The organism is Saprospiraceae bacterium, assembly GCA_016716185.1.
Classification (GTDB): domain Bacteria; phylum Bacteroidota; class Bacteroidia; order Chitinophagales; family Saprospiraceae; genus Vicinibacter.
The window spans coordinates 1,603,668-1,628,002 of the sequence record JADJWV010000002.1; the positions used below are offsets into that span (position 1 = coordinate 1,603,668).

At 40.9% G+C, this 24,335-nt stretch carries 14 protein-coding genes; 8 read left to right on the plus strand and 6 right to left on the minus strand.

Annotated elements, in window-relative coordinates:
• The first annotated feature begins 5 nt into the window (after positions 1 to 5).
• From IPM34_08115 to IPM34_08150, 8 genes are all read left to right on the plus strand, one after another.
• A complete protein-coding gene (locus tag IPM34_08115) occupies positions 6 to 356 on the plus strand; it encodes an MmcQ/YjbR family DNA-binding protein (protein ID MBK8955505.1) in 351 nt (116 codons plus the stop codon).
• Positions 347 to 1,411 carry an FAD-binding oxidoreductase gene (locus IPM34_08120; protein ID MBK8955506.1) on the plus strand — a complete coding sequence of 355 codons (1,065 nt, stop codon included), beginning with the start codon at positions 347 to 349 and terminating at the stop codon, positions 1,409 to 1,411. Before IPM34_08115 ends, IPM34_08120 begins: the two co-directional genes overlap by 10 nt.
• Before the next feature lie 122 nt (positions 1,412 to 1,533).
• The gene (locus IPM34_08125) at positions 1,534 to 2,634 is read left to right on the plus strand and encodes a Re/Si-specific NAD(P)(+) transhydrogenase subunit alpha (GenBank protein MBK8955507.1); all 1,101 of its coding nucleotides are present in this window, start codon (positions 1,534 to 1,536) and stop codon (positions 2,632 to 2,634) included.
• Positions 2,635 to 2,636: 2 nt separating this feature from the next.
• Complete coding sequence (locus IPM34_08130) at positions 2,637 to 2,936, plus strand: NAD(P) transhydrogenase subunit alpha (GenBank protein MBK8955508.1); 300 nt, start codon at positions 2,637 to 2,639, stop codon at positions 2,934 to 2,936.
• Positions 2,936 to 4,348, plus strand: coding sequence for an NAD(P)(+) transhydrogenase (Re/Si-specific) subunit beta (locus tag IPM34_08135; GenBank protein MBK8955509.1), 1,413 nt, complete (start codon positions 2,936 to 2,938; stop codon positions 4,346 to 4,348). Before IPM34_08130 ends, IPM34_08135 begins: the two co-directional genes overlap by 1 nt.
• 367 nt (positions 4,349 to 4,715) lie before the next feature.
• Positions 4,716 to 5,096: a hypothetical protein gene (locus IPM34_08140; protein MBK8955510.1), complete on the plus strand. Its 381-nt coding sequence runs from the start codon at positions 4,716 to 4,718 to the stop codon at positions 5,094 to 5,096.
• Between the two features lie 36 nt (positions 5,097 to 5,132).
• Positions 5,133 to 11,468 carry an HYR domain-containing protein gene (locus tag IPM34_08145; GenBank protein ID MBK8955511.1) on the plus strand — a complete coding sequence of 2,112 codons (6,336 nt, stop codon included), beginning with the start codon at positions 5,133 to 5,135 and terminating at the stop codon, positions 11,466 to 11,468.
• 508 nt (positions 11,469 to 11,976) lie between these two features.
• Positions 11,977 to 16,614, plus strand: a complete 4,638-nt coding sequence (locus tag IPM34_08150) for a T9SS type A sorting domain-containing protein (GenBank protein MBK8955512.1) — start codon at positions 11,977 to 11,979, stop codon at positions 16,612 to 16,614.
• A 69-nt stretch (positions 16,615 to 16,683) separates the two neighbouring features.
• Here IPM34_08150 and sppA read toward each other — a convergent pair whose 3' ends face one another.
• Genes sppA through IPM34_08180 form a run of 6 tightly spaced genes read right to left on the minus strand, consistent with a single transcriptional unit; the run spans position 16,684 to position 24,315 of the window.
• Entirely contained in the window at positions 16,684 to 18,462 is a 1,779-nt protein-coding gene (gene sppA, locus IPM34_08155) for a signal peptide peptidase SppA (protein MBK8955513.1), read from the minus strand.
• Positions 18,463 to 18,465: 3 nt separating this feature from the next.
• The gene (locus IPM34_08160; protein ID MBK8955514.1) at positions 18,466 to 19,116 is read right to left on the minus strand and encodes a deoxynucleoside kinase; all 651 of its coding nucleotides are present in this window, start codon (positions 19,114 to 19,116) and stop codon (positions 18,466 to 18,468) included.
• Complete coding sequence (folK, locus tag IPM34_08165) at positions 19,100 to 19,603, minus strand: 2-amino-4-hydroxy-6-hydroxymethyldihydropteridine diphosphokinase (protein MBK8955515.1); 504 nt, start codon at positions 19,601 to 19,603, stop codon at positions 19,100 to 19,102. The genes IPM34_08160 and folK overlap by 17 nt, the downstream gene beginning before the upstream one ends.
• Positions 19,596 to 21,140 (minus strand): M28 family peptidase, encoded by a 1,545-nt coding sequence (locus tag IPM34_08170; GenBank protein MBK8955516.1) that lies wholly within the window; start codon positions 21,138 to 21,140, stop codon positions 19,596 to 19,598. Before IPM34_08170 ends, folK begins: the two co-directional genes overlap by 8 nt.
• A gap of 11 nt (positions 21,141 to 21,151) precedes the next feature.
• Positions 21,152 to 22,489 (minus strand): RNA methyltransferase, encoded by a 1,338-nt coding sequence (locus tag IPM34_08175; protein MBK8955517.1) that lies wholly within the window; start codon positions 22,487 to 22,489, stop codon positions 21,152 to 21,154.
• Positions 22,486 to 24,315: a UbiD family decarboxylase gene (locus IPM34_08180; protein ID MBK8955518.1), complete on the minus strand. Its 1,830-nt coding sequence runs from the start codon at positions 24,313 to 24,315 to the stop codon at positions 22,486 to 22,488. Before IPM34_08180 ends, IPM34_08175 begins: the two co-directional genes overlap by 4 nt.
• Between the last annotated feature and the right edge of the window lie 20 nt (positions 24,316 to 24,335).

The following is a 24,335-nucleotide window of genomic DNA, read 5'->3' on the forward strand; positions in this document are numbered from 1 at the left end:
AAATAATGAACATTGAAGAATTCAGGGAATACTGTCTGAACAAGCCTCATGTGACCGAAGACTTTCCATTTGGGCCGGAAACACTGGTTTATAAAGTGAAAGGCAAAATATTTGCAATCACGGGGCTGAACGATGAACGCTTTAAAGTAAACCTCAAGTGCGAGCCTGAAAAAGCCATATTGCTCCGGGATTCTTATACCGAAGTTCAACCCGGCTACCACATGAATAAGAAACATTGGAATACCGTCGACTTTGAAGGACGGGTTGGAAATCAATTGCTCAAGGAATGGATTGATCATTCCTTTCATTTGGTAGTAAAATCTTTGAAATTTAAAGACCAATTTGAATGCCGGTAACCGATTATCTGATCGTTGGAGCTGGAGTTGCAGGATTGACGCTTTCAGAATACATGGATGCATCGCAGCTGGACTTTTACCTGATGGATTCTGACCTTCCCGGAAAATCTACCGCGGTAAGTGCAGGTTTAATAAATCCCGTCACAGGGATCCGCTTTGTGCTGAGTTGGAAATTTCCGGAACTCGAAAATGAATTCATCCGGTTTTACCGGTCTCTTGAAAACAAATATCAGATTAAACTTTTGGCGGTTATTCCTTTGTATCAACACCTGAAATCAGATCTTGAATGTAATGCCTGGATGATCAGAAATCAGGACCCCTTATACGAAAAATATATCGCCGAAATCACATTGGATTTTCCAGATACGTTTGTGGCCAAAAAGGGAATGCACTTCGGAATTATGAAGAATGCCTGGAGGGTCGATGCGCGAAGTTTACTAACAGTTGTTAGTAATAGTGTCAGACAGCTTGGAAAATGGATAGATGAAGTATTTGATTATAGTCAATTAGTGCACAGCAATGGTCAACTTTTGTACAAGGATCTCGTGATTAAAAAGGCCATCGTTTTTGCAGAAGGTTTCAGGATAATTCACAATCCATATTTCAACAAATTGCCTTTTATGCCATTAAAGGGCGATTGTACTATTTTTTATTCGAAAGAGCTGAAATGGGAATTCATTTTGAAAGATGAGTTTGCAATTGTTCCTATGGGCGATGATTTTTATTGGTGCGGGTCCAATTTTTCCATGCACGACGATGGTGTTCATGTAGATCCCAAACTTGCCCGTGAGCGACGCTTATTTATTGAAAGTTATCTTCATGTAGATTACGAAATCATTAATGATTTTTCAGGTATTCGCCCAGCCATTCGCGACAGGAGACCAGTCATTGGTTTTCATCCTGCAGACGGCCAACTGGGCATTTTCAACGGATTGGGTACCAAAGGATTTTCTCTGGCTCCGTATATGGCTAAACTTTTTACCGAGCATTTGATTCAGGGCTCCATGTTGCCTAAAGAGGTTTCGATTTTAAGGTTTTTAAAATATTTCCACTAAACAGTCAGAACGGACTTTTAAACACGTATTGCCATTTAATAAGACCACTTTAACCCCAAGACAAAATTGTCTTTTATTATGACCGAATTGGATTATTTTTGCACCTTCAAAAAATGAAGCAAATGATTCTTGGGATTCTCAAAGAGAGCAGGGAAGGGGAGTTGAGGGTGTCAGGGACACCACAGGTGGTTAAACAATTGATTGCAAAAGGCTACCAGGTATGTGTTGAAAAATCAGCAGGTCTTGGATCTGCTTTCAGAGATCAGGACTACGAACTGGCCGGGGCTCAAATTATAAATGACAAAAATGAGTTGTTGCAAAAAGTGGACCTTGCTGTTAAAATCAACCCACCTACCTCTGAGGAGATCAAAGCAGGAAAACCAGGTTTAAGCTGGATGAGTTTGATGTACCATTTATTGAATCCCGAGTTGTGTCAGCAAATCGCCGCTGCCGGGCAATCCGCAATTTCAATGGATGCCATTCCGCGGATCTCCAGAGCCCAGAGCATGGATGTGTTGAGCAGCCAGAGTAATTTAGCCGGGTACAAGGCAGTGCTGCTTGGTTCTGATTACATGACCCGGGCATTTCCTTTGATGATGACTGCGGCCGGCACGGTAACACCTGCGAAAGTTTTGATTTATGGCGTTGGTGTTGCAGGATTGCAAGCCATTGCCACAGCGAAAAGATTGGGTGCTGTCGTGGAAGCCACAGACGTAAGAGCGGAGACTAAGGAACAGGCTGAATCGCTCGGTGCAAAATTCATTTCCGTAGAAGATAATAGCGTAACCACAGAGGGCGGATATGCAAAAGAAGTTACCGCTGAATATCTCGAAAAGCAAAAAGCCGCAGTCAACAAATCTTTGTTCAATGCCGACCTGGTGATCACAACTGCCTTGGTGATGGGCAAGAAAGCTCCAACATTGATCACGGCTGATCAGGTGCATCAGATGAAATACGGTTCCGTAATAGTAGATATGGCAGCCGAGCAGGGAGGAAATTGCGAGTTGACCAAAACAGGAGAAATCGTACAGGCAAACGGCGTGCGCATAGTGGGTATTACCAATTTACCTTCGAGTCTTGCCACCAATGCAAGCGAGTTGTATGCTAAAAATATTTACAATTTACTCACCCACCTTTCAACAAAAGACGGATGGGTCGATGATTTTAACGAAGAGATCACTCAAGCCACACGTATTGTTCACCAGGGAAAAATTTTAAAATAATAATGGGTATTCTACAATTGATCAGTGAAAACATTGAAATGATCTACCTGATCATTCTCATGATATTTGTGGGTATTGAACTGATATCACACGTGCCTTCTGTTTTACATACACCGCTCATGTCTGGTGCCAATGCCATACATGGAGTGGTTATCATTGGAGCCATTATTGTAATGGGCCAGGCTCAGGAAACGCTGCATTTGATTTTGGGATTTATAGCAGTTGTTCTGGGGACTCTGAATGTCGTTGGAGGATTTGTGGTGACAGATCGAATGTTGGAAATGTTTAAGAAGAAAAAATAATGGAACATATACTGGAGATCCTATACTTGATAGCCGCTGTAACATTTATGGTTGGACTCAAAATGTTAAGCAAACCCGATTCTGCGAGAAATGGAAATACCATTGCAGCTGTAGGCATGACGCTGGCTATTTTTGCAACTATTTTTTTATACACCAATAGCGAAGGCCAGCATCTTGGAAATCTGCTCTGGATTTTTGTTGCACTGATCGTCGGAACTGCCATTGGTTATGTGATGGCTAAAAAAGTCCAAATGACTGCCATGCCACAAATGGTATCTTTTTTCAATGGAATGGGAGGTGCTTGTGCCGCGATGATCTCTTTGATCGAATATGGACACCTCGCCCACGACCCAAACCTGGCTTCGAGCGAAACCTTTTCTCAAAAAATCGTCATCATTCTGGCAGGTTTGGTCATCGGTTCTGTTTCTTTTGCAGGGAGTATGATCGCCTTTGGTAAATTGGAGGGTAAAATAAACGACTGGAGTATTAAAGGGCAACAGTTTCTGAATATCGGTTTGCTGCTTGCGATATTAGTTTCTTCGGTTCTTTTTGCCGTCGGACAACTTGGTGGAGATCTTTGGTTTTACACAATTCTGGCTTTGTCCCTGATCTATGGATTACTTTTTGTTTTTCCGATAGGAGGAGCAGATATGCCTGTTGTCATTTCCTTATTAAATTCATTTACAGGCGTAGCTGCAGCTTGCGGAGGTTTCTTGTACGACAATTATGTAATGCTGATCGGAGGAATTTTAGTGGGTTCTGCCGGAACGATTTTGACAGTGGCCATGTGCAAGGCCATGAATCGCTCGCTGACCAATGTTTTAGTTGGTAATTTTGGGGGAGGAAGCTCAGGTGGTGGTTCGGGCCTTAATGTCCAGGGTAATATCAAAGAAATTGGGATGTCGGATGCTGCAGTCTTGATGAAATATGCAAAGAAAGTGGTTATTGTTCCCGGTTATGGATTGGCTGTGGCTCAGGCACAACACGTTTGTCATGAAATCGAAAATCTGCTCGAGGAAGAAGGAGTGGTGGTAAAATATGCCATACATCCTGTTGCCGGACGGATGCCCGGTCATATGAACGTATTGTTGGCTGAAAGTAACGTCAGTTATGACAAACTCGTTGAAATGGAGGACATCAACCCTGAATTTGCTACAACAGATGTCGTTCTTGTGGTGGGCGCAAATGACGTGGTTAATCCTGCTGCCAAAACCGACCCTGCAAGCCCAATATACGGCATGCCGATTCTGGATGTTGAAGATTCAAAGAGTATTATTGTTCTAAAACGTTCCATGAAGGCCGGATATGCAGGAATTGACAACGCCTTGTTCTTTGAACCCAAGACCTTTATGTTATTTGGGGACGCAAAAGAATCGCTTACGAAACTCGTTTCTGAGATCAAAAGCAACTAAATAAGCGCTGGCTAAGAAGCTAAAACACTCACTTTCAAGAATTTCCCAATACTATTTTAACATATGTGTAAATTGCTGGGAATTAATATTTTAAAAATATTTTAATTTTATTCCTATTATTTTTTGGAAATGTTATAATGTACTTTACATTTGCACTGGATTGGTTCGAAGGGGCCAGACCGTAGACATTTTACATAACCAAAGCTTAAGACGAAATTTTACGGACGAAGCATCCATTTGATTTCTGTCATTTTTTTCAAATCTTCTAATAAGTAATTTAAACTTATTAGTACCTGTGGTGTATCCGCAAAATCGTTTCAGGTTTTGGTTATTGATTTTTGAATTAAATTTAATAAACCATAATCTCATGAAAAGATTTAGTCTTTTATTCGTTTCATTTTTTCTCTTCGTTTCAGTAGGGCTGCAGGCGCAATCAGTTCTACCCAATCTGAAATCGAGTGAAATTTCAAAGCAGTTACTTGGAGTTGAATTAGATAACCTCAAAACTGCATTTAACAACAATCCCAGCGATGCAATTGAATCGAAATTGGAATTGTATTCACTGGCTTTGAGTTTTTTAAATGAAGCTACGATCATTCCAAGCACAACCGATTATGCAGTCACTTCTGCTTTCCTCAATCACGAAGTGAACAGATACGGGGCAAACGATACAGAAGCATTGATGCGTTTTCAGCGCAAGCACTGGAGGCAGGAATTCAATGACCTGGTCAATTTTTTAAAACTCTAATTCCCACATAACCATTAATAGCCAAAACTCAATCTCATGAAAAAGAACTTATTTGGAGCATCTCTAAAGAGTATTTTACTTTTTGTGGTTGCATTTTTTAATGTGACCGGTGCAGATGCACAATTTTACACACGAACTAATTGTACAGACCCCTACGTCCAAATTCAAGGACAGGCAGGTACCACTTTAGTAGGTAGAGGTGACGATGTTTTTTTTACGGTCAATTTGCCATTTACATTTAATTACTACTGTAATAACTATACAAATATCAAAGTAAGCAACAATGGCTTTATTGTATTTCCAAGTACAGGAACGACTAGAGCCCTTACCAACACAAATTTGCCAACTGCAGCAACACAGATTGGAGCAGCCATGTATCCTTTTTGGGATGATTTGGATTCAGGGGCAGGAACTTTACCTTCCGCAAATTCTGGTATATATTCCAGGACAGATGGGACAGCTCCCAATAGGATTTTTACCATTGAATGGTTTGAAAATGGGCATTTTAATGAAGTTACTAACCAGTTTGTAACTTTTCAGGTAAAACTATATGAAACTTCCAATCAATTTAAATTTCAATACCTGGATGTTTTCTTTGGAGGAACACAAGCAGGCTTTGACCGAGGTTTGAGTGCTACTGTTGGAATCGAAAACATAGTTGCAACTCCAAGAGAGTTTTCTTTGTTGAGTTTCAATACCGCTTTCTTAAATAATGGCGATTGCTTCCTGTTCACACCCCCACCTCCGGCTTGTCCTGGATTCTCAGTCCAAAACATTACAGTTGGGATGGCTCCCGGTACATGTGAAGCTAATGTCAATTTAAGTGATTATATTACTCCGAGAGGTTGTACTGCCATATTCGATCCACCCGGACCAACTTTTAAAGGGGGAGTGACCACAGTAACAGCTAAGAATGGTTGCATTACCCTGACCTTTACAGTGACCGTTGCCGATATGGAGCCTCCTGTAATAGTAGGTTGTCCAAAAGCAGTTATTCTCAATTTAGGTCCCGGCGAGTGCGAGGCTTCATGGGATGCCCCACCGCTTATGGCGATGGATAATTGTTCTGGAACCCAATTAGGGGGAGTAAGAATGACTTCCGTAGGCTGTACTTTAGGAGCCAATAACTTCCTTACCGCAGGAGGATTTTTCATCGGTCTGATGTTTAATATACAAAATACAAGTGGGCAGCTCCTTGCAGCAACTGGCTTGAGTTTTATGCCTCATAATGGTGTCGGTAATTTATACAGAATTTATTCGACAACCAATCCTGGAACCTGGCAACCCGTTGCAAACATGGCAGGTGCGTGGACTCAGGTGGCAGGAGATATGGTGAAAATAGGGCAATCAACTTTTCCACCACCAAACCCAAGATTGTTGACCCAATTTGATTTTACCACTCCTGTTTTACTGGGACCTGGTGAATCAAAGGGTATGGCAATTTATGGTGCCGGCCCTGGGATTTCACAATATTACGTAAATGGTGCGGCTCCTTGTTCGACCACACCTCAGGGTGATGCCAATTTAAAAATTGACGTAGTTGGCGGTAGGGTTCAATTTGGTACTACTTACTTCCAGGTATCCGGTACATTTCAAATACGGATGTTTAATGGAGACGTAAATTATCAGTTTGCTACAACCATGATCGATGTTGTTCAAACATGCGGTCAACCTTATGGACCCGGCACTTACTTCCCGATTGGATGTACTACCTTGTGTTATATGGCCACAGATGCTCAGGGCAATACTGCAACTTGTCAGTTTGATGTGTGTGTTAATGAGTATGCGAATACAGTAACACAACTCGCCTGCAATGATGAAATTCAAATCAGCTTGGATGAAAATTGCTTTGCTACCATCTCTGCTGATGAAGTATTGACTGGTGGTCCATACAGATGTTACGATGATTATATCGTTGAGATCAGAGACTGGATCACAAATGCTTTAGTCGACAGACAACCCAATGTACCTGGTGCTCAGGTTGGATCTCAGGATATCGGCAGAGAGCTAAAACTCACCGTTCGCGATCCACAGACTGGGAATACTTGTTGGGGACATGCAACTGTAGAAGATAAATTACCTCCGGTGCTTACTTGTCCTCGGGATACTTGTGTGCCTTGTTATTCTCCAACAACACCAGCCTATACGGGTTCGCCAGTGGTATTGGAAAATTGTGGTACATACAGCCTCACTTATAAAGATGATGTTACTCTTTTAACTTGTGCAGATGGGTTTGACAGGATCATTAGAAGAACATTTATCGCTGTTGATCCTTATGGAAACAGAGGCACATGTTCGCATGTTATCAATGTCAGTGTTGGAACCCTCAGCGATATTGACGTTCCTTTAAGTTGGGACAATATTGAGAACCCAATGTTATCATGCGACGGAAAAATTGATCCTAATAAGAACTTAACTCCACACTATCTGCCATCTCCTTATTGTGTAGATGGGTACCTGCTCGATTCTGCACATTGGTTTGCCACCGGTGGATTCCTGCCAAGTCCGGCAGGAGATCTTGCAGGTGAGCGTTTGCCAAGAGTTCTCGGCTGGAATTGTCTGGATTCAGGTCCCTATCAAGGGCATCCAAGTCCATATCCTGTTTATTATCCTGCACATCCAAACTGGAGGCCTAATAATCCGATTTGCTGGGGCCCGGATGAAATCGTCATGTGGCATGGAACCGGTTATCCCGGTGGTGCAAATTGCAGAAATCTGGCAGTAAACTATGTAGATATTGTAATTGACATACAAACTTCTAATTGCGATGCTGGTCCAGTGGGATGTTACAAACTACTTAGAAAATGGACTGTGATGGATTGGTGTACCAGCCTCATCGGAGGAACCAACCAAATCATTAAAGTTGCCGATGCGGAAGGACCTAAAGTGCTTTATCCTGATACAGTCATCGTGAATATGGAAGTATGGACGTGCACTGGTCGCTGGGAAGTACCACCAGCATGGTTAGTCGACAATTGCAGTAATGAAATTCATTATACGGTTGAAGTCGAAGATGGTACCGTTTTGGGTAATGAAACCACTGGATATGTGGTTGTGAATATGCCAAGAGGAATTCAGAATGGCTACATCGTTGCTGAGGATTGTTGCGGAAATATTACCAAGAGGAGAATTGCTTTAGATGTTCAGGACAATGTTCCTCCGATCGCTGTTTGTGAACAAAGAACCGTTGTATCTATAAATGGAAATCAATCGCCCGGAGAAAACTTTGCTAAGATCTTTGCTGAATCTTTCGATCAGGGAAGCTTTGACAATTGTGCTCCACATATTTTCTTCAAGGTTATTCGCATGAACCACCTGAGAAGCACAAATAATGGAAGCAACGCCAATCAGGCTGATGATGGTACAAATTGTGCCGGAATCAATGGCGACGACAACGCTATTCTCGATGGTAACCAAATCTATTTTGACGATCATGTAAAATTCTGTTGCTCCGACGTAGGCAATACAGTTATGGTAGTCTTCCGCGTATTCGATCGCGAACCAGGAGATGGTCCGATTGCTCCGGCTAGGATGAACCCGGGAGGAAACCTGTTCAACCGTTTTAGCGATTGTATGGTTGAAGTTGAAGTACAGGATAAAAGCGTACCTACCGTTGTAGCTCCACCTAATATCGTTGTGAGCTGCTGGTTCTGGTTTGACGTAGATAAACTCGACGATCCAAACGATCCTACATTCGGTAGGGTAGTGACCGATCTTAGCGATAGGCATAAAGTGGTAACCAACGATTTGGTTTGTTATAACTATTGTGTAAGAAATGATATAACCGGTTATCCTGGATATGTTCCCGGAGCACCACCTTCAAACCCACCAGCCTGGAACAGAGCATGTGATTACTATCGCGCATTGTTCGATACAGCACATGCGGATAGAAAACACGAATTGACCTGGGGATTTGATGGATATGTATTAAGTACTTGTGGAAATACTCCAACGATCAGTGTAAACGACAATCGCGAATGCGGCCAGGGTCAGTTGACTCGTACCGTTGTGGCACGTGGTCCTAATGGAATCAGCGTAACATCAACTCAGACCATCTGGGTTGTTGATTGCGATCCATTCTATATCAACCGTGCTGACAATTGCGATCCCGATGATGATATTACCTGGCCAGGCAACTGTACAGGTCAGGCAACTACAATTCCAGGTTGTGGAGCGGACCTGAGTCCGGATAATCCTCTCTTGGGCAGACCTGTTGTTGAAAATGGTGCCGATGATCTTTGTGCATTGATCAGTATTGAGCATTTTGATGAAATCTTTACGATTGAGCCAGATGCATGTTTCAAAGTTCTTCGGAAATGGGTGGTAATCGACTGGTGTCAGTACGATCCAAGTCTGGATCCTGTCAATGGAAGATGGGAGTATCTCCAAATTATTAAGGTAACAGATACTGACAAACCTTCTGTTTCAATTAACATCGGAGACTGCGAACCAGCTACCAAAACCAATGGTATTTGTTATGGTCATTTGTCAATCGTTGCCGATGCTACCGACAATTGCAGTCCATTGGATTGGTTATTCTACGATTATAAAATTGACTTTTTCAACGACGGAAAGGGAGCTTATTCCGGAAATGACGCAGTTGTTGGTCCATTGACCCGCAAAGAGTTTGCTGCAGGTAGAACTCCATTGTTCCACGATAATCCTTTTGCCGACAATGCAAACAATCCGTTTGAAGCCAGTGGTACCTATCCTGTAGGTATTCACAAAATTTGCTGGCACGTGGAAGATGGTTGCGGAAACGTTGGAATCAATTGCCAGTTGTTCGAAATTAAAGACTGCAAAGCTCCAACGCCTTATTGTTTGACAGGTATTATTACTGTACCCATGCCAACCAGTGGTTGTGTAACCGTATGGGCAAAAGACCTGGACAGAGGAAGTTTTGATAACTGTACCGATGCCGATGATCTGTTGTTCTATTTCGACGGTGATCCTACAAAAACGGGCATTACAATTTGTTGCTCAGATTTTGTTGCTGCAGGAGCTAATGACGAATTGGTTGTTGAAGTACAAATGTGGGTTGAAGACGAAGAAGGAAATACAGACTATTGCAAAACGGTTGTAATCGTTCAGGACAATCAGGATGTTTGTCCTAATACCGGTTCATTCAACGGTAGGATTTCCGGTGAGTTGAGAACTGAAAATAACGATGAAATGGAATTATCCAATGTTCAACTTTATGTTTCAAACAACATGAAGAAAGAAATAATGACAACAAATGTTGGAAACTATCTCTTTGGTGACCTGGAGCCTAATTCCTACAACGTTAAGGTAAGCAGAAATGACGACCACACCAACGGAGTGAGTACAGCGGATATCGTTAAAATACAAAGACATATTTTAAGTATTGAGCCGTTAAACAGCCCATATAAACTCATTGCTGCGGATGTTAACAACAGTTCTAGTATAACCGCTTCTGACGTTACTGAAATCAGAAAACTGGTTTTGGGTGTAAATGCACAATTCACGAAAGTTCCATCCTGGACATTTATACCTAAAGCATTTGTATTTCCTAATCCACAGCTTCCATGGAATGGTACTCCTCGCGAAGCAGGCATTACCATCGTCAACGATGAGAAACACATCGTAGATTTTGTAGCTGTGAAAATGGGAGATGTGAATACCAACGCCAGAGGTCATCAGGTTTCAGGCAGTACAACCAGAAATAATGGTAAACTGAATCTTGAGATCGAGAATAATCAAACTGTTGCTGGTGAACTATACAGAGTTGAATTCAAATCAAGCAACTTCACCAACATAACTGGTTACCAGTTTACATTGAAATTCGATCGTCAGGCTTTGAGTCTGGAAGGAATTGAATCAGGTGTTCTGGCTGTAGATGAAAATAATTTTGGTAAGAACAGACTGGATGAAGGAATCCTGACAACCAGCTGGAACCATAAATCTGCTTTGAGCTTCGATTCAGATGCAACGTTGTTCACACTTGTTTTCCGTGCTTCAAATCAAGCTAATATTGGTAGTTTATTGGCCGTAACTTCAGAAGTTACAACTGCTGAAGCTTACGATGCAGCTTTGAATATTAAAGATGTAAATCTTGGAGTGCGTACAGACAAAGGTTTGGTTGAATCCGGTGTATTTGAGTTGTACCAGAATTCACCTAACCCATTCGCAAAGGAAACCGTTATTAGTTATCGTTTACCAGAAGCAGGTGCTGTAAAAATCAGCGTATACGATGTTACTGGCAAGGTTCTTAGGGTTTACGAGACTCAGGGAACCAAAGGTCTGAACACATTTAAGGTTCAGAAATCAGAACTCAATGCAGGCGGTGTCTTGTATTACCAATTGGATGCAGTAAACCATACTGCAACTAAAAGGATGATTCTTATAGATTAAGCACAAGTCTAATTCTTTATAAAAGGGGAACTCATTAAATTGAGTTCCCCTTTTTGTTTTTGGCATGATTTTAGTAAAACAATTAGAGGATTCCTGCCAGGGAATTCAAAACCTTGTTTACCTACACCAATAGGTAGGTTGACATGCGATATATTTTTCTAATTTGACCCGTTCTTTGGTTCCTGAATCGCCAGGGGTTTAAATATTTTACAACTTTAAGATCAATGAGATTAGATATAATCTTAAAAAAAATATCAAGTTTCTCTTGACTCCCTAATTCATTTGTTAGATTATTGTGTTGTCGCTTGAATGATCCAGTGGATGGATTGAAATAATTTATTCTCCACGATTTAGATCAAACCAGTGAAGTAACACCCGTTTTTTAACCTCTGCTCATACTCAGTTTGTAACCATTCTCAGTACTCAATGTCTGGAAATCATGATGTCTTTTCCGGACCAGATGAAGCAATTTATTTTTTTTAAGAGTACAATAACAAATCTCTAGTGTATGATTAGACTATGCTTACTTAATTTGAGAGGACAGTTTCAAAAGAATTGTCTGATGCTGATGGTGGCTTTGTTCGCAGTATTGCATATTCATGCTGCAAATGAGCCCAAGGACCAGGCTTTTGTTTCACAATTGGTTTGTCACGACCACATTCAGGTGAGTTTGGATGAAAATTGCAGGGCTACCGTGTTGCCACAACACTTGCTCGAACAATTTGGATTCAACGTCCTTTATGAAGTGATAGCAAGAGACTGGGTAACGAATAAACTTGTAGACGAAGATCCAAATACGCCTTTCCTGCAATTAGGAGCTGCGCAGATTGGAACTTGTTTGCGGGTGACGATTCGCGAAATCTCCACAGGAAATTCCTGTTGGGGAAAAGTGTGTGTTGAGGATAAACTGCCTCCAAGAGTGGATTGTCCGAGAGATCTGACTATTGAATGCTATGAAAGCTCAGATCCTTCGTTTACTGGAACCCCCGGTGTTTATGAAGCTTGCGGTGGCTATACCCTTACTTATAAGGATATCGTATCGAAAGGTTCTTGCCAGTCGGGCTATGATAAAATCATTTCCCGCCATTTCATCGCGGTAGATGAGTCCGGAAACAGGGACACTTGCATTCAAACGATCACGGTTGCTTTAGGGGACCTGAACAATCTGACTTATCCTTTAAATTACGATGGTTTATTGTTGCCGGGTCATACATATGCCTTAAGTTGCGATGCGAAGTATGATTCAAAGAAAAATGTTTCGTCTCATATTCTTGCATATCCAGATTGTGTAGACGGATATTTATTAGACTCATCCATTTTTATTGGTTCAGGACAAAGACTTCCTAAAAAATTAGGCTGGAATTGTATCGACGTCGGACCCTTTGCAGGGCATCCAAGTCCACATCCTGTATATTATCCTGCAAATGGCGCTTGCTGGGATGATAATGTTGTGATGTGGGAAGGTACCGGGGAGCCTGGTAATGCAGGTTGTTCCAATATTGCTACAACTTTCCGCGATATACGAATTGATATTTCAAAACCAGGTTGCGATGCAGGTCCTGTTGGATGTTACAAATTGCTTCGCGTTTGGACATTATTGAACTGGTGTACCGGTGAAGTAAAAGACACCAACCAGATCATAAAAGTTATGGACCTCGTTCCACCTACTGTTCTTTACCCTGACAGCCTTGTTATCAATACAGACCCATGGCGATGTGAAGGTCGCTGGGACGTTGCTCCAGCATGGGTTCTCGATAATTGCTCCAATGAAGTACATTATTCCATCAGAGTGGAAAGTGGTACAGTTCTGGGCAATGATGTTCAAGGTTATGTCGTGGTAAATCTTCCTCTTGGTATCCAAAACGCTTACATTGTTGCAGAGGACTGCTGCGGTAACATTACCGAGAGAAGAGTCGTCCTCGATGTACAAGATAACACTCCTCCAAATGCTGTTTGTGACAGAGAAACTGTAGTTACATTAACTGGTTCTCAAAGTCCTGGAGATAATACAGCAAAAGTTTATGCCAGCACATTCGATGATGGTTCATTTGACAATTGTTCAAATCATCTCTATTTTAAGGTGATCCGCATGGACGAGTTGTTGGGTACTAACAATGGTAGCCTAAGTAACAATGATGGATTTTGCAATGGTGTCAATGGCGATGATGACAACTCAGCTATTGGTAATCAGATTTACTTCGATGATTATGTAAAATTCTGTTGTGCTGATGCCGGGAAATCAATTATGGTAGTTTTCCGTGTATTTGATCGCGATCCTGGTGCAGGTCCGGTTCATCCATATGCGATGAATCAAAACGGTTACTTGTTCAATCGATTTAGCGATTGTATGGTAGAAGTAGAAGTGCAAGATAAAAGCATACCTACTGTTGTAGCACCACCAGACATCGTTGTCAGCTGTATGTTTTGGTTTGATATCGATGCCATAAAAGATCCCAATAACGATGTTTTTGGAAAAGTAGTTAGTGATCTGGCTTGGAGAGCTAAGGTTAAGACCACAGATTTGGTATGTAGCCAATATTGTTCGAAGAACACAATTACTGGATATCCTGGATATATTCCAGTCTCTCCTCCAAATCCAATTCCTGCTCCAACCACAGCATGTAATTATTACAACAGCTACTATAATCCGGCGCATCCCAATAATAAATATGAGCTGGTATGGGGATTTGATGGATATATTTTGTCCTCATGTAATGCAACTCCCGAAATTGAAGTGCGCGATCTTAGAGAATGCGGACAAGGAAGAATTTTACGCGATGTTTCTGTTGCCGGACCGAATGGTCAGGTGATTACCGCTACGCAGACCATTTGGGTCGTGAATTGTGATCCATTTTATGTCAATAGAGCTAACTACTGCGATGATCAGGATGATATCATTTGGCCTGATTGTGAAAGAAATGGTACTTTTATTGAAGGCTGTGGAGCAGACATTAGCCCAGATAATCCTGCGCTGGGAAGACCGGAGATCGTTCAAGGAGCGAGAAATCAGTGTAGTCTGATTGCTGTTGAACATTTTGATGAAGTATTTACCATTGAACCGGATGCTTGCTACAAAATTCTCAGAAAATGGGTGGTTATTGATTGGTGTCAGTACGAGCCTAACAGCTCAGCCACAGAAGGAAGATGGGAGTTTACTCAAATCATAAAAGTTCGCGACTTGGATAAACCAGTGATTAATAATATCGAGTTGGGTCAATGTGAGCCAGCAGAGAAATTAAATGGAATCTGTCACGGTCATTTGAACATAATTCCTGAGGTAACTGACAACTGTACACCAGAGGATTGGCTGAACTACGAGTATAAAATTGACTTGTATAACGATGGTAAAGGCACACATTCTGGTAATGACCTTCAAGTGGGTCCTTTGACCAAAAAGGAATTTGCTGCAGGACGTACACCGTTGTTTAACGACAATCCTTATGCTGATGATAATAACAATCCTTTTGATGCAAGTGGAACTTATCCTGAAGGTGTACACAAAATTTGCTTCTATGTAGAAGATGGATGTGGAAACTTAGGTACGGGCTGTACTTTATTTGAAATTAAAGACTGCAAAGCACCTACACCTTATTGCTTAACAGGTATCATTACGGTTCCGATGCCAACATCCGGATGTGTTGACATCTGGGCCAAGGATCTGGATTTTAATAGTTTTGATAACTGTACTCCTAAAAATAAATTAAAATTCTATTTCGATGGAGACACCAGCAAGAGAAGCATTCGCGTATGCTGTGATGATTTCGTTGCTAAGCAAAAGGCGGATGAACTCACTATTGATGTTCAGGTTTGGGTAGAAGACGAAGAAGGAAACAGGGACTACTGTTCTACAGTAGTGATTGTTCAGGACAATCAGAATATCTGTCCGAATCCTCCTACACTCAACTCCGGAAACGTCAATGGCTTTGTAAAGACCGAAAACGGAGAGTTCACAGCAAAAGCGGCAGTTGAGTTGTTTAATGCCAATACATTGGTTAGACAATCTACTACGAACAACAATGGCAACTACCTGTTTGGAGATCTGAATTTGAATTCAAATTACATGATCAAATCTAAAAGGCTTGATGATGCTGCAAATGGTGTAACCACAGCAGACATCGTTAAAATTCAACGCCATATTCTTGGTATGGAGTTGTTGACCAGTCCATATAAGCTAATTGCTGCAGATGTAAACAAAACATATTCTATTACGGCTGCCGATATTTCTGAAATCCGCAAATTGATCCTTGGTGTTACTGCAGAATTTCCGAAGGTGAGTTCGTGGTTGATGATACCATCCGACTTCACATTTAGTAATCCTCAGCAGCCCTGGGATTTCCCAACGGAGAAGAATTTCGTGACCTTGAACCCATCTACAAAAATTGATTTTGTAGCTGTTAAAATGGGAGACGTCAATAATTCTGCTTCTGCGAGTGGTTTATTGAATGTTACCGGACGTAATGCAGATGTACTGAATTTGCATATCGATGACAGATCTTTAACTGCAGGTGAAACTTTCAAGATGACATTTAAGTCTTCTGATTTTAACCAGATCAGTGGAATGCAAATGACCCTGAAATTTGATCAGGATGTGCTATCCTTTGAAAGTTTTGAAGCAGGTGTTCTGCACCTTGATGAATCAAATTTCGGTTTCCAGAGCATGGAAAGTGGATTGATTGCCTTCAGCTGGAATGATCAGGTAGCAGTATCTGCTGAGAATGAAGAGGTATTGTTCACTTTAACTTTCATTGTTTTGGCAAATAGCCAATCATCAAAAGTAATCAGCCTGAACAATGCGATTACAGCAGTTGAAGCTTACGATCATGCATTGAATACGAAGGATATTCAATTGACAGCACGTTCCGGTAAAGAGCAAAAACAAACAACTGTTTTCGAGCTTTATCAGAATACACCTAACCCGTTTGATAAGCAAACAACAATTAGCTTCAAACTGACAGATGCCGCTGATGTTCAATTGACCATCTACGACGTCACTGGTAAGGTGGCATACTTGAATCAATTCAGTGCTCATAAAGGCACGAATTCTGTTAAAATCGATAAAACTGATTTGCCAGGTGGCGGTATTTACTACTACCAGTTGGATGCTGCAGACCGAACTGCAACCAAACGCATGGTTATACTCGACTAAACTAATGCAGTTTCAATAAGAAAATGAAAAGTCTCCGTTCAAATCTGAACGGAGACTTTTTTTTATTCACTAGAGAGAAATCAGGAAAGGCAATCTCATTTGTGCTTTGCCGGAATACTCTTCAAGCTTTTTTAGTTCGGTATAGACCGGCCCTAATTTTCCCAATTGAGTTTTGATAAGCAATTCCTGATTGGAGGAATTCGTTTCATTTTTACCCTGGAGTTCATCGATGAATTTTTGAATGGGATCTTTTTGTGTTGGGAATTCACTAATCCTGTATTTTTCGAGGCTTGCCATCCTTCCTGCGATCTTGATGGCATCTTGCAAGGAACCGGTTTGATTGGCAAGATTTAACTGGACTGCCCTGGTTCCACTCCAAATCCGTCCTTTCGCCAGTTTGCGTGTTTCTTCCGGGCTAATACTCCGGCCTTCTGAAACTATATTTAAAAAACGCTGGTAAACATTTTCTATATTTTCTTCGAGTATCTTTTTCTCCATCGAACCCCAGGGAAATGTGAGTTGAAATGTATTGGCATAGGCTCCGGTACCAACGGTATCAAAATCGATCCCTATTTTGTCGCCGGATAATTTGCTGAAGTTAGGAACCAGAGAAAACACTCCAATAGAGCCGGTCAGGGTATATGGATTGGTTACAATGGAATCTGCAAAGCTCGAAATGTAATAACCACCGGATGCTGCATAATCTCCCATAGAAACGACGACCGGTTTGCCGGCTTGTTTGATAAGTTTTACTTCCTTTAAAAAGTCATCGCTCATGATGGCTGATCCGCCAGGAGAATTAACTCTCAAAACCAGCGCTTTAATGCTGTTGGTTTTTCGAATTTCGCGTAAAATATTCAGGTATTTTCTTCCAATTTGACCTTCCGTTCCGGGATCATCGATAATATCGCCTTCAGCATACAGAACTGCAATTCTGTTGGAGCTTGAGTAATCTTCGTCGCTCTCTTTTTTTGAAGCGTAATATTTTTCTATTGCAACTATATTGATCTTCGCTGATTCTTCAATTTTCAATCGGGTGCGGATCGAATTATAAACATCGGCTTCATTTGACAATTGATCGACGAGTTTGTTGCTTTTTGCTTTCTCAGGGGCATAACTCAGAAATTGATCAAAATTATTTTTGAGTTCATCAGTTGTCAGATTTCTCGACGCTGCCACTTCATGAATGTAGTAATTAAAAATTTCATTTTGATATTCCCGAAGTTGTACTCTGTTGCTGTCGCTCATCTTATTCATCCTGAATGGTTCCGTTGCACTTTTGAAATCTCCAGCGTAGTAGATATTGAAATCCATGCCGATCTTATCTGCAAACTCCTTAAAATGCGGAATAGAATAACTAAAACCTTTTAAGTCTACGAATCCGATTGGATGTAAATGAATTTCATCAGACACCGATGCCAGGTAATAACTTTTGTGGTCCAATAGTAAATGATAGCTGACGATGAATTTTCCACTTTCTTTAAAAGATATCAGCGCATCGCGTATCTCTTTAAGAGTCGCATAGGCATTTGCTGATGAATTTAAGTTCAGATAGATTCCTTTAATCTTTGGATCCTTGGCGGCTTTATGAATCGTTTTAACCAGATCGTGCAAACCGATCAGGGGTTCTGTATTAAATTCGAAAGGATTGATCGGAATGTTATTACTTTGTTCAGGTATGGGGTCCTGAAGGCTGAATTTTAACACCGTAGGATCTTTGATTTCCGGACCGGCTTTTTCACCGGCCATAATTCCTGCACCGATAGCCATAAATATCAGTACAATTGCAACCATGGCCAACAGAGCGCCAAAGCAAGAGGAAAATACATTGGAGAAGAATGATTTCATAATTTATAGATTTAGAATTTTAATGTGATGCAAACCTGGGGAATACGATTTTAAAAGAATGTTTTTTAATTCTGTGTAAATGTGATTATCCTTAATAAAATCCTGGTCCTGTAAATCGACGACGACTACGGGAATTTGATTTTGATTTTTGAAAAAGTAAAAATAGCTTTCCTGAATTTTAGAAAGATATTCGTTGCTGATGTGGGTTTCAAACAACCTACCTCGTTTGTCGATATTGCTTTGAACCTGAGGTATGTCTCTGTGAAGATATAAAATAAGATCGGGTTTTGGAAGGCTGTGTGTAAGCGCTGTGTATATTTTAAAGTAAAGTTTGTATTCTTCTGCATTGAGATTAGATCTTGCAAAAAGCAAACTTTTCAATATGGTGTAATCAGAAATAGTGAATGCGTAAAATAAATCCGTATGGGAAACTTCCAGCTGTATTTGTTTTTGGCGCTCTGTTAAAAAGAAAAGTTCGACAGTAAGCGCATACCTGACTGGATCTTTGTAGAAGTATTCAAGAAAGGGGTTTTGTGCAAATTCTTCCAATACGATTTTACAATTAAAATCAAGCCCTGTCATTTGACAAAAACTGGTTTTTCCCGCCCCTATATTACCCTCGATACAAATGTATTTATTAGGAAAATGTTTCATGTTTGTTTAATTTTATAACTGTGCAATTGTCGTTACACAACCGGCATAGTTTGTCTATCGATAACTTGAATCTGGGATGGATGTATTCAGGTATGATCTCTGATAAGGGTTTCAATACAAAATTTCTTTTATGAATTTGCGGGTGGGGTATAGTAAGCTGTTCATTTTCCATGACGTCGTGATTATAAAAAAGGATATCGATGTCGAGAGTTCTTGCTTCGTACTTGGTCTGGCGCGTTCTTCCAAATTCAAGTTCTATCACATGGATGGCGGTCAAAACTTCGAAAGGATTTAATTCTGTATCGGCAACCGCTGCAGCGTTTATAAATAGATTTTGATTGTGGTTTCCCCAGGGCTCTGTTTCGTAGAAAGAAGAAACTTGTAATACATTTATTTTGGAATCAGCCAATAAATTCATGGCTTTAATAATATTATCTGACCTGTCTCCAAGATTAGAACCGAATCCTAAAACAACCTGATTAGTCATATGCTACTAGTTTTGATACAGAATATTCTGTTCCGCTTTGTATCCAAATGAAGTAGCTGCCTTCTGGTAAATCCGGAGAAGGGAGGGTGCATTGATTTTGGATATCCAAAGCTTTGAATTTGTAAATTACCTGGCCAAACAGATTTAAAATCGTGACCGTGGCATCAAATGTAGGTTTATTAAGTACCAGGTGAATAGAATGATTTATTAAACTTACAGTAGATTTAAGATTGTTTTTTTCATGGGTACTTGTAGAAAGTTGAATGGGAATCTCCAGGCATCGTGCATGTTCAAATTCTCCAAGTTGGAGCAAGCTTGCCAATGTTGCCTTAACCACATTCGACATGAAATTAAAATTCAAGTAATGTATAGAGTCTGAAGCACTGTGATATTTTTTATTTCTGAAATTGGCTCCGTCTGTCAGCATCAAAGCAGGAATGCCCCGATCCCAAAAACTCGCGTGATCGCTACGTCTGAGATCCGGTGCGATGCTGCCGTTGCCAGGAACTTCCAGAGAGATTACCCGTAATGCCGGTACATATGCTGCTGCATTCTGATCAAAAATAGTTTTTAATGTGGATGAACTCGTGTTGGCTACATTGGTGATGAAATTTCCTTTCCTCTGATCCTGGATGACCTTATTGTAGGCATCGGGGAAAAGTATATTGAAGCCGGTTGGTAAATCCTGAGTATTGGGTTCTTCAGTATAAAATCCGATCATTTCAAAATTGAGTACAGCTTGAACCGTTTCGCGTTTAGACAATTGATTCGCTGCGTAAAGCAGACTTCCCAATAAACCCGCTTCTTCCAAATCAAATGCGAGATATCTGATTGTTTTATTGGAGCAATAGTCGCTAAGAATCCTGTGGGCCTCAAGCACACCGGCAATGCCTGAGGCGTTGTCATCCGCACCAGGAGATGATCCAAAGCTGTCGTAATGGGCGTCGACAATAATAACTTTAGAGGGGTCTTGAAAGCCGTATTGGGAAGCTTCAATATTCACAATAGTCAGCGGAGGCTGTTGTGCTGTCAGCCTTTGCGCTTTTGTTTTTGAGTTCAGACGCTCAAATATATAGTCTCTGGACGCATCGTAGAACGGGCGGTCTGTTGTATTCCTCCGACCTTGAAGAATATTTAATGATTGGATGAGCTGTGCAGAGTCTACCTGATCAACCAAATTTTGTATATCCAAAATTGCTTTATCACTTGCTTTGAGTAATAGGCGCAGCTTGGTATGACTGAGCATGGGGTCGATAGTGACTTGTATCGACTTCTGCACTCCCTGCAGCACAGGATATCCGATATCTCCTGAAACCTGGATTGGAATTATTTCTTCATGCAAGCTTGCAGGGTCAAGACTGAAGATCTTAATCTGAATTTCGAGCATAAGGTCGTCAGCATCGGTGGCATCGAAATTGATGTTGATCACATTTCCCTGGAACTGCACATTTTTCTGGATGATTTCCGGAAGGATATTTTGTCCGGAAATGACAAATGGAAGCAAAATGTTGAAAATGAACAATAATTTGTTTGTCATGTTGCTTGAATTTAGTAGTTGAGAATTCTGTAATGTTTAGGATAATAATTTTTCCAACCTGCCGGATTGGATTTTAACCAACCCAGTGTTGCTGAACGGTATTTTACGAGCTGCCACTTGTCATCAGAATTAAGTTTGAGCGGAAAGTGTAAACATTTAAGGTAGTTCAGGGCTTCATTTTTATCCAGCTGAATTTCTTGCAAATGTGGCGAACGATCGTTAGCTTGTGATAATCCGTGTGCGGGGATAAAATCATCGCCTTTAATTTGTCCCAGGTGAACTCCTGAATTCCAGACATTTAAACTTTCTAAACACCGGGTAGAATTATATGTATGTATTGGAAGTTTAGCAAAGATGTTTTTATTGATTTCAGAAAATATAAACTCTTTACTTTTTATTAACCAAGGCTTTAAATAATCAAAAGCATGGGGATCCTGAATTTTAAATTTTTTAGAGGCTGGTTTTATTTTGTTGGGTTCCTTTTTTCTGAGGACAGAAATGGTAAGTCCTTCTCCTTTTATTCTGTGGGGCAAACACCGATAAGTAAAAATCCCATTATGCTGATTGGATTGCCATAAATTAAATGGCTGACTGATTTCAATGGTTTCAAATGAGCCGTTGTCGATGAAAGGCTGAAGAACCTCTTCGTTTTCCAAAGTGTTGTATGTGCAGGTTGAATAAATCAGTAAAGCGTTTTCATTGCAAAGCTGGCTGGCAATTTGGACGATCTCTTTTTGCATTCTTTGGCAACTTTGGATTTTTTCCGGCGACCATTGTGCCAATGCTTTTGATTCTTTGCGAAACATTCCTTCTCCACTGCAAGGTGCATCAATTAATACCAAATCGTACGAAATATCTGTCCGCAGAAGATATTTTAAATCACCTTGAGTAATGGTCACATTTGGGCATCCCCATTTTAACATATTGTGTTGAAGTGCTGCAGTTCTTTGAGAGTCAAATTCATGACAGTGAAGAAAAGCCTGATCTGAAAAATAAGATGCCAGCAAAGTTGATTTACCTCCGGGTGCGCTGCAAAGATCCAACACAGTGATGTCTTTTGATATATTCAAATAATTTAAAAGATAATCGAGGAACATGGAAGAGGCTTCTTGTACGTAATAATGACCTGCATGGAAAAATGGATCAACAATAAAAACCGGCCGTTCATTCAGATAATATGCATTTTGACACCAGGGTACCCGTTCTCCCAGTAGCAATTCGTTTTCTTGTTTGAATGGATTTAAACGAATACTCGTTGCAGGTTCACTTTGTAAGGCATCGATGAATGAAGGACATTCCGAACCCAGGAGTTGTTCCATTTGGAGTTTAAATTTTTCCGGAATGTTCATTTGATCAGATTTTTAAGTTGACCATGTTCGTGTAGTATTTGATCCACCTCGCGTTCTACATCCGGATCTGATTCCAAAACCGGAGCCTGATGTGGTTTTGTCCGGGCATCAATAACCAGAGGAGGAGAACATGACCAATGTTTAAAATTATAATGCGGGCGCACACCATAAACATCATGCGAGGGATTACTTCTCGTGAAAGCCTCCCAAAGAAAATTTGAAAAATCGGAAGCAGTAAATTCAGAATCATCGGTAAGGACAACCAGCGGGAATTTTTCAAATTCACTTTGACCAAGAAATTCAATTAAGGGTTTTATTTCTTGGTCGACTTGTTGGTAATTGGTAAAGGCTGTTCCTTTTATGGCAACGATCCCGGCTGTAATCAATCTGGGATTGGAAAATGGTGTTGGAATTTTATCAAAGAGATGAATTTCTTCGGAGAGTTTACGTTGTGGGTCGCGATTGCATGCGATCACTAATTTGGACCCTTCGTTAAAACCCGAACCCGAATAGTCAAGCGTATCTATTGTAGTTTGGGTTTGAAAGTGCAGGTCTTTGGTAAAATCGATGCGTTCCAAAACATATTTTAGAAACTCTTCGATGTGATGAATATCAGGTGGTGAATCACTTCCATCGGCTGCAATGATCAGATATTTAGCCAGAGAAGTTTGGCCTTTTCCAAGCAAGTGATTTGCCTGTGTCAGAATTTCTTCCGGTTTGCGCTCTCTGAATGGCATATACCTCTCACTTCCAACAGCCAACAACAATGGATGTACTCCTGCAACATCAACCGCATGCACTTTTTTGATACCTGGAAATTCAGATTGAGTGAGTTCAGACACAAACTCGTGAATCAGTGCACCAAAAGAGGAGTCTTCCTGAGGGGGTCTTCCTACTACAGTGAAATGCCACAGCGGATCTGCTTTATGCCAGACTTTAAGATCGCCAAGAACAGGAAATGGATGTTTTAAACTGTAGTAACCCAAATGATCTCCGAACGGACCTTCTTCTTTGAGTAGGCCTTCTTTGACTTTTCCCGTAATGCAAAAATCTACATCAGCTGGTAAAAAATATCCTTCTTGTATAGTATAGTGATATCTTCTGGAATTCAACAGACCTGAAAACAGGATTTCGCTTAAGCCTTCGAGTAAAGGGAAAATGGAGGCCAGTGTATAGGCCGGAGGCCCGCCAACTCCTATGCTTATTTTAAACTCATGGGCGGATTCCAGGTGCATGCGATGATGTACGCCGATTCCCCGGTGGAGTTGGTAATGTAAGCCAACCTCTTCATTATGAATATAGCTGTTGCCGTCCAGTTGAATCCTGTACATCCCGACATTCGCTTGTTTTGGCAAAAGCGAATCTGGCGGAAAACTAATGACCTGAGGAAGTGTAATGAATGATCCTCCATCTCGGGGCCAAGAACGGATCTTTGGCAGTTCGGATAAGGTGCAATGATGCTTCAGGGGAGAATGGTTTTGTTTTTTAGGCAAAGAAGCCATCAGCCAGGGAAGGTGTTTCAGAAGTTGAAATGGAGATTTTAAACCGGAGAGCGGATCGATTTTCAACTTAACCAGCCATTCAAACCTGCGTATGACATCTTCAAAAAGATAAAAGCTTCTTTCCTTAGTTCCAAAAATATTAGAAACAGCCTGGAAGGGACTGCCTTTCACTTTTTCAAATAATAAAGCAGGTCCACGGGACTGATAGACACGACGGTGTAATGCTGGAATGACCAGGTCCGGATCCAATTCTTTCCGGATCCTGATCAGCTGACCCGTCTTTTCCAGATCATCGCAACAGTGCCTTAGGCTCTGATAAGTCATTGAGTTTGATTCCGTGTAAA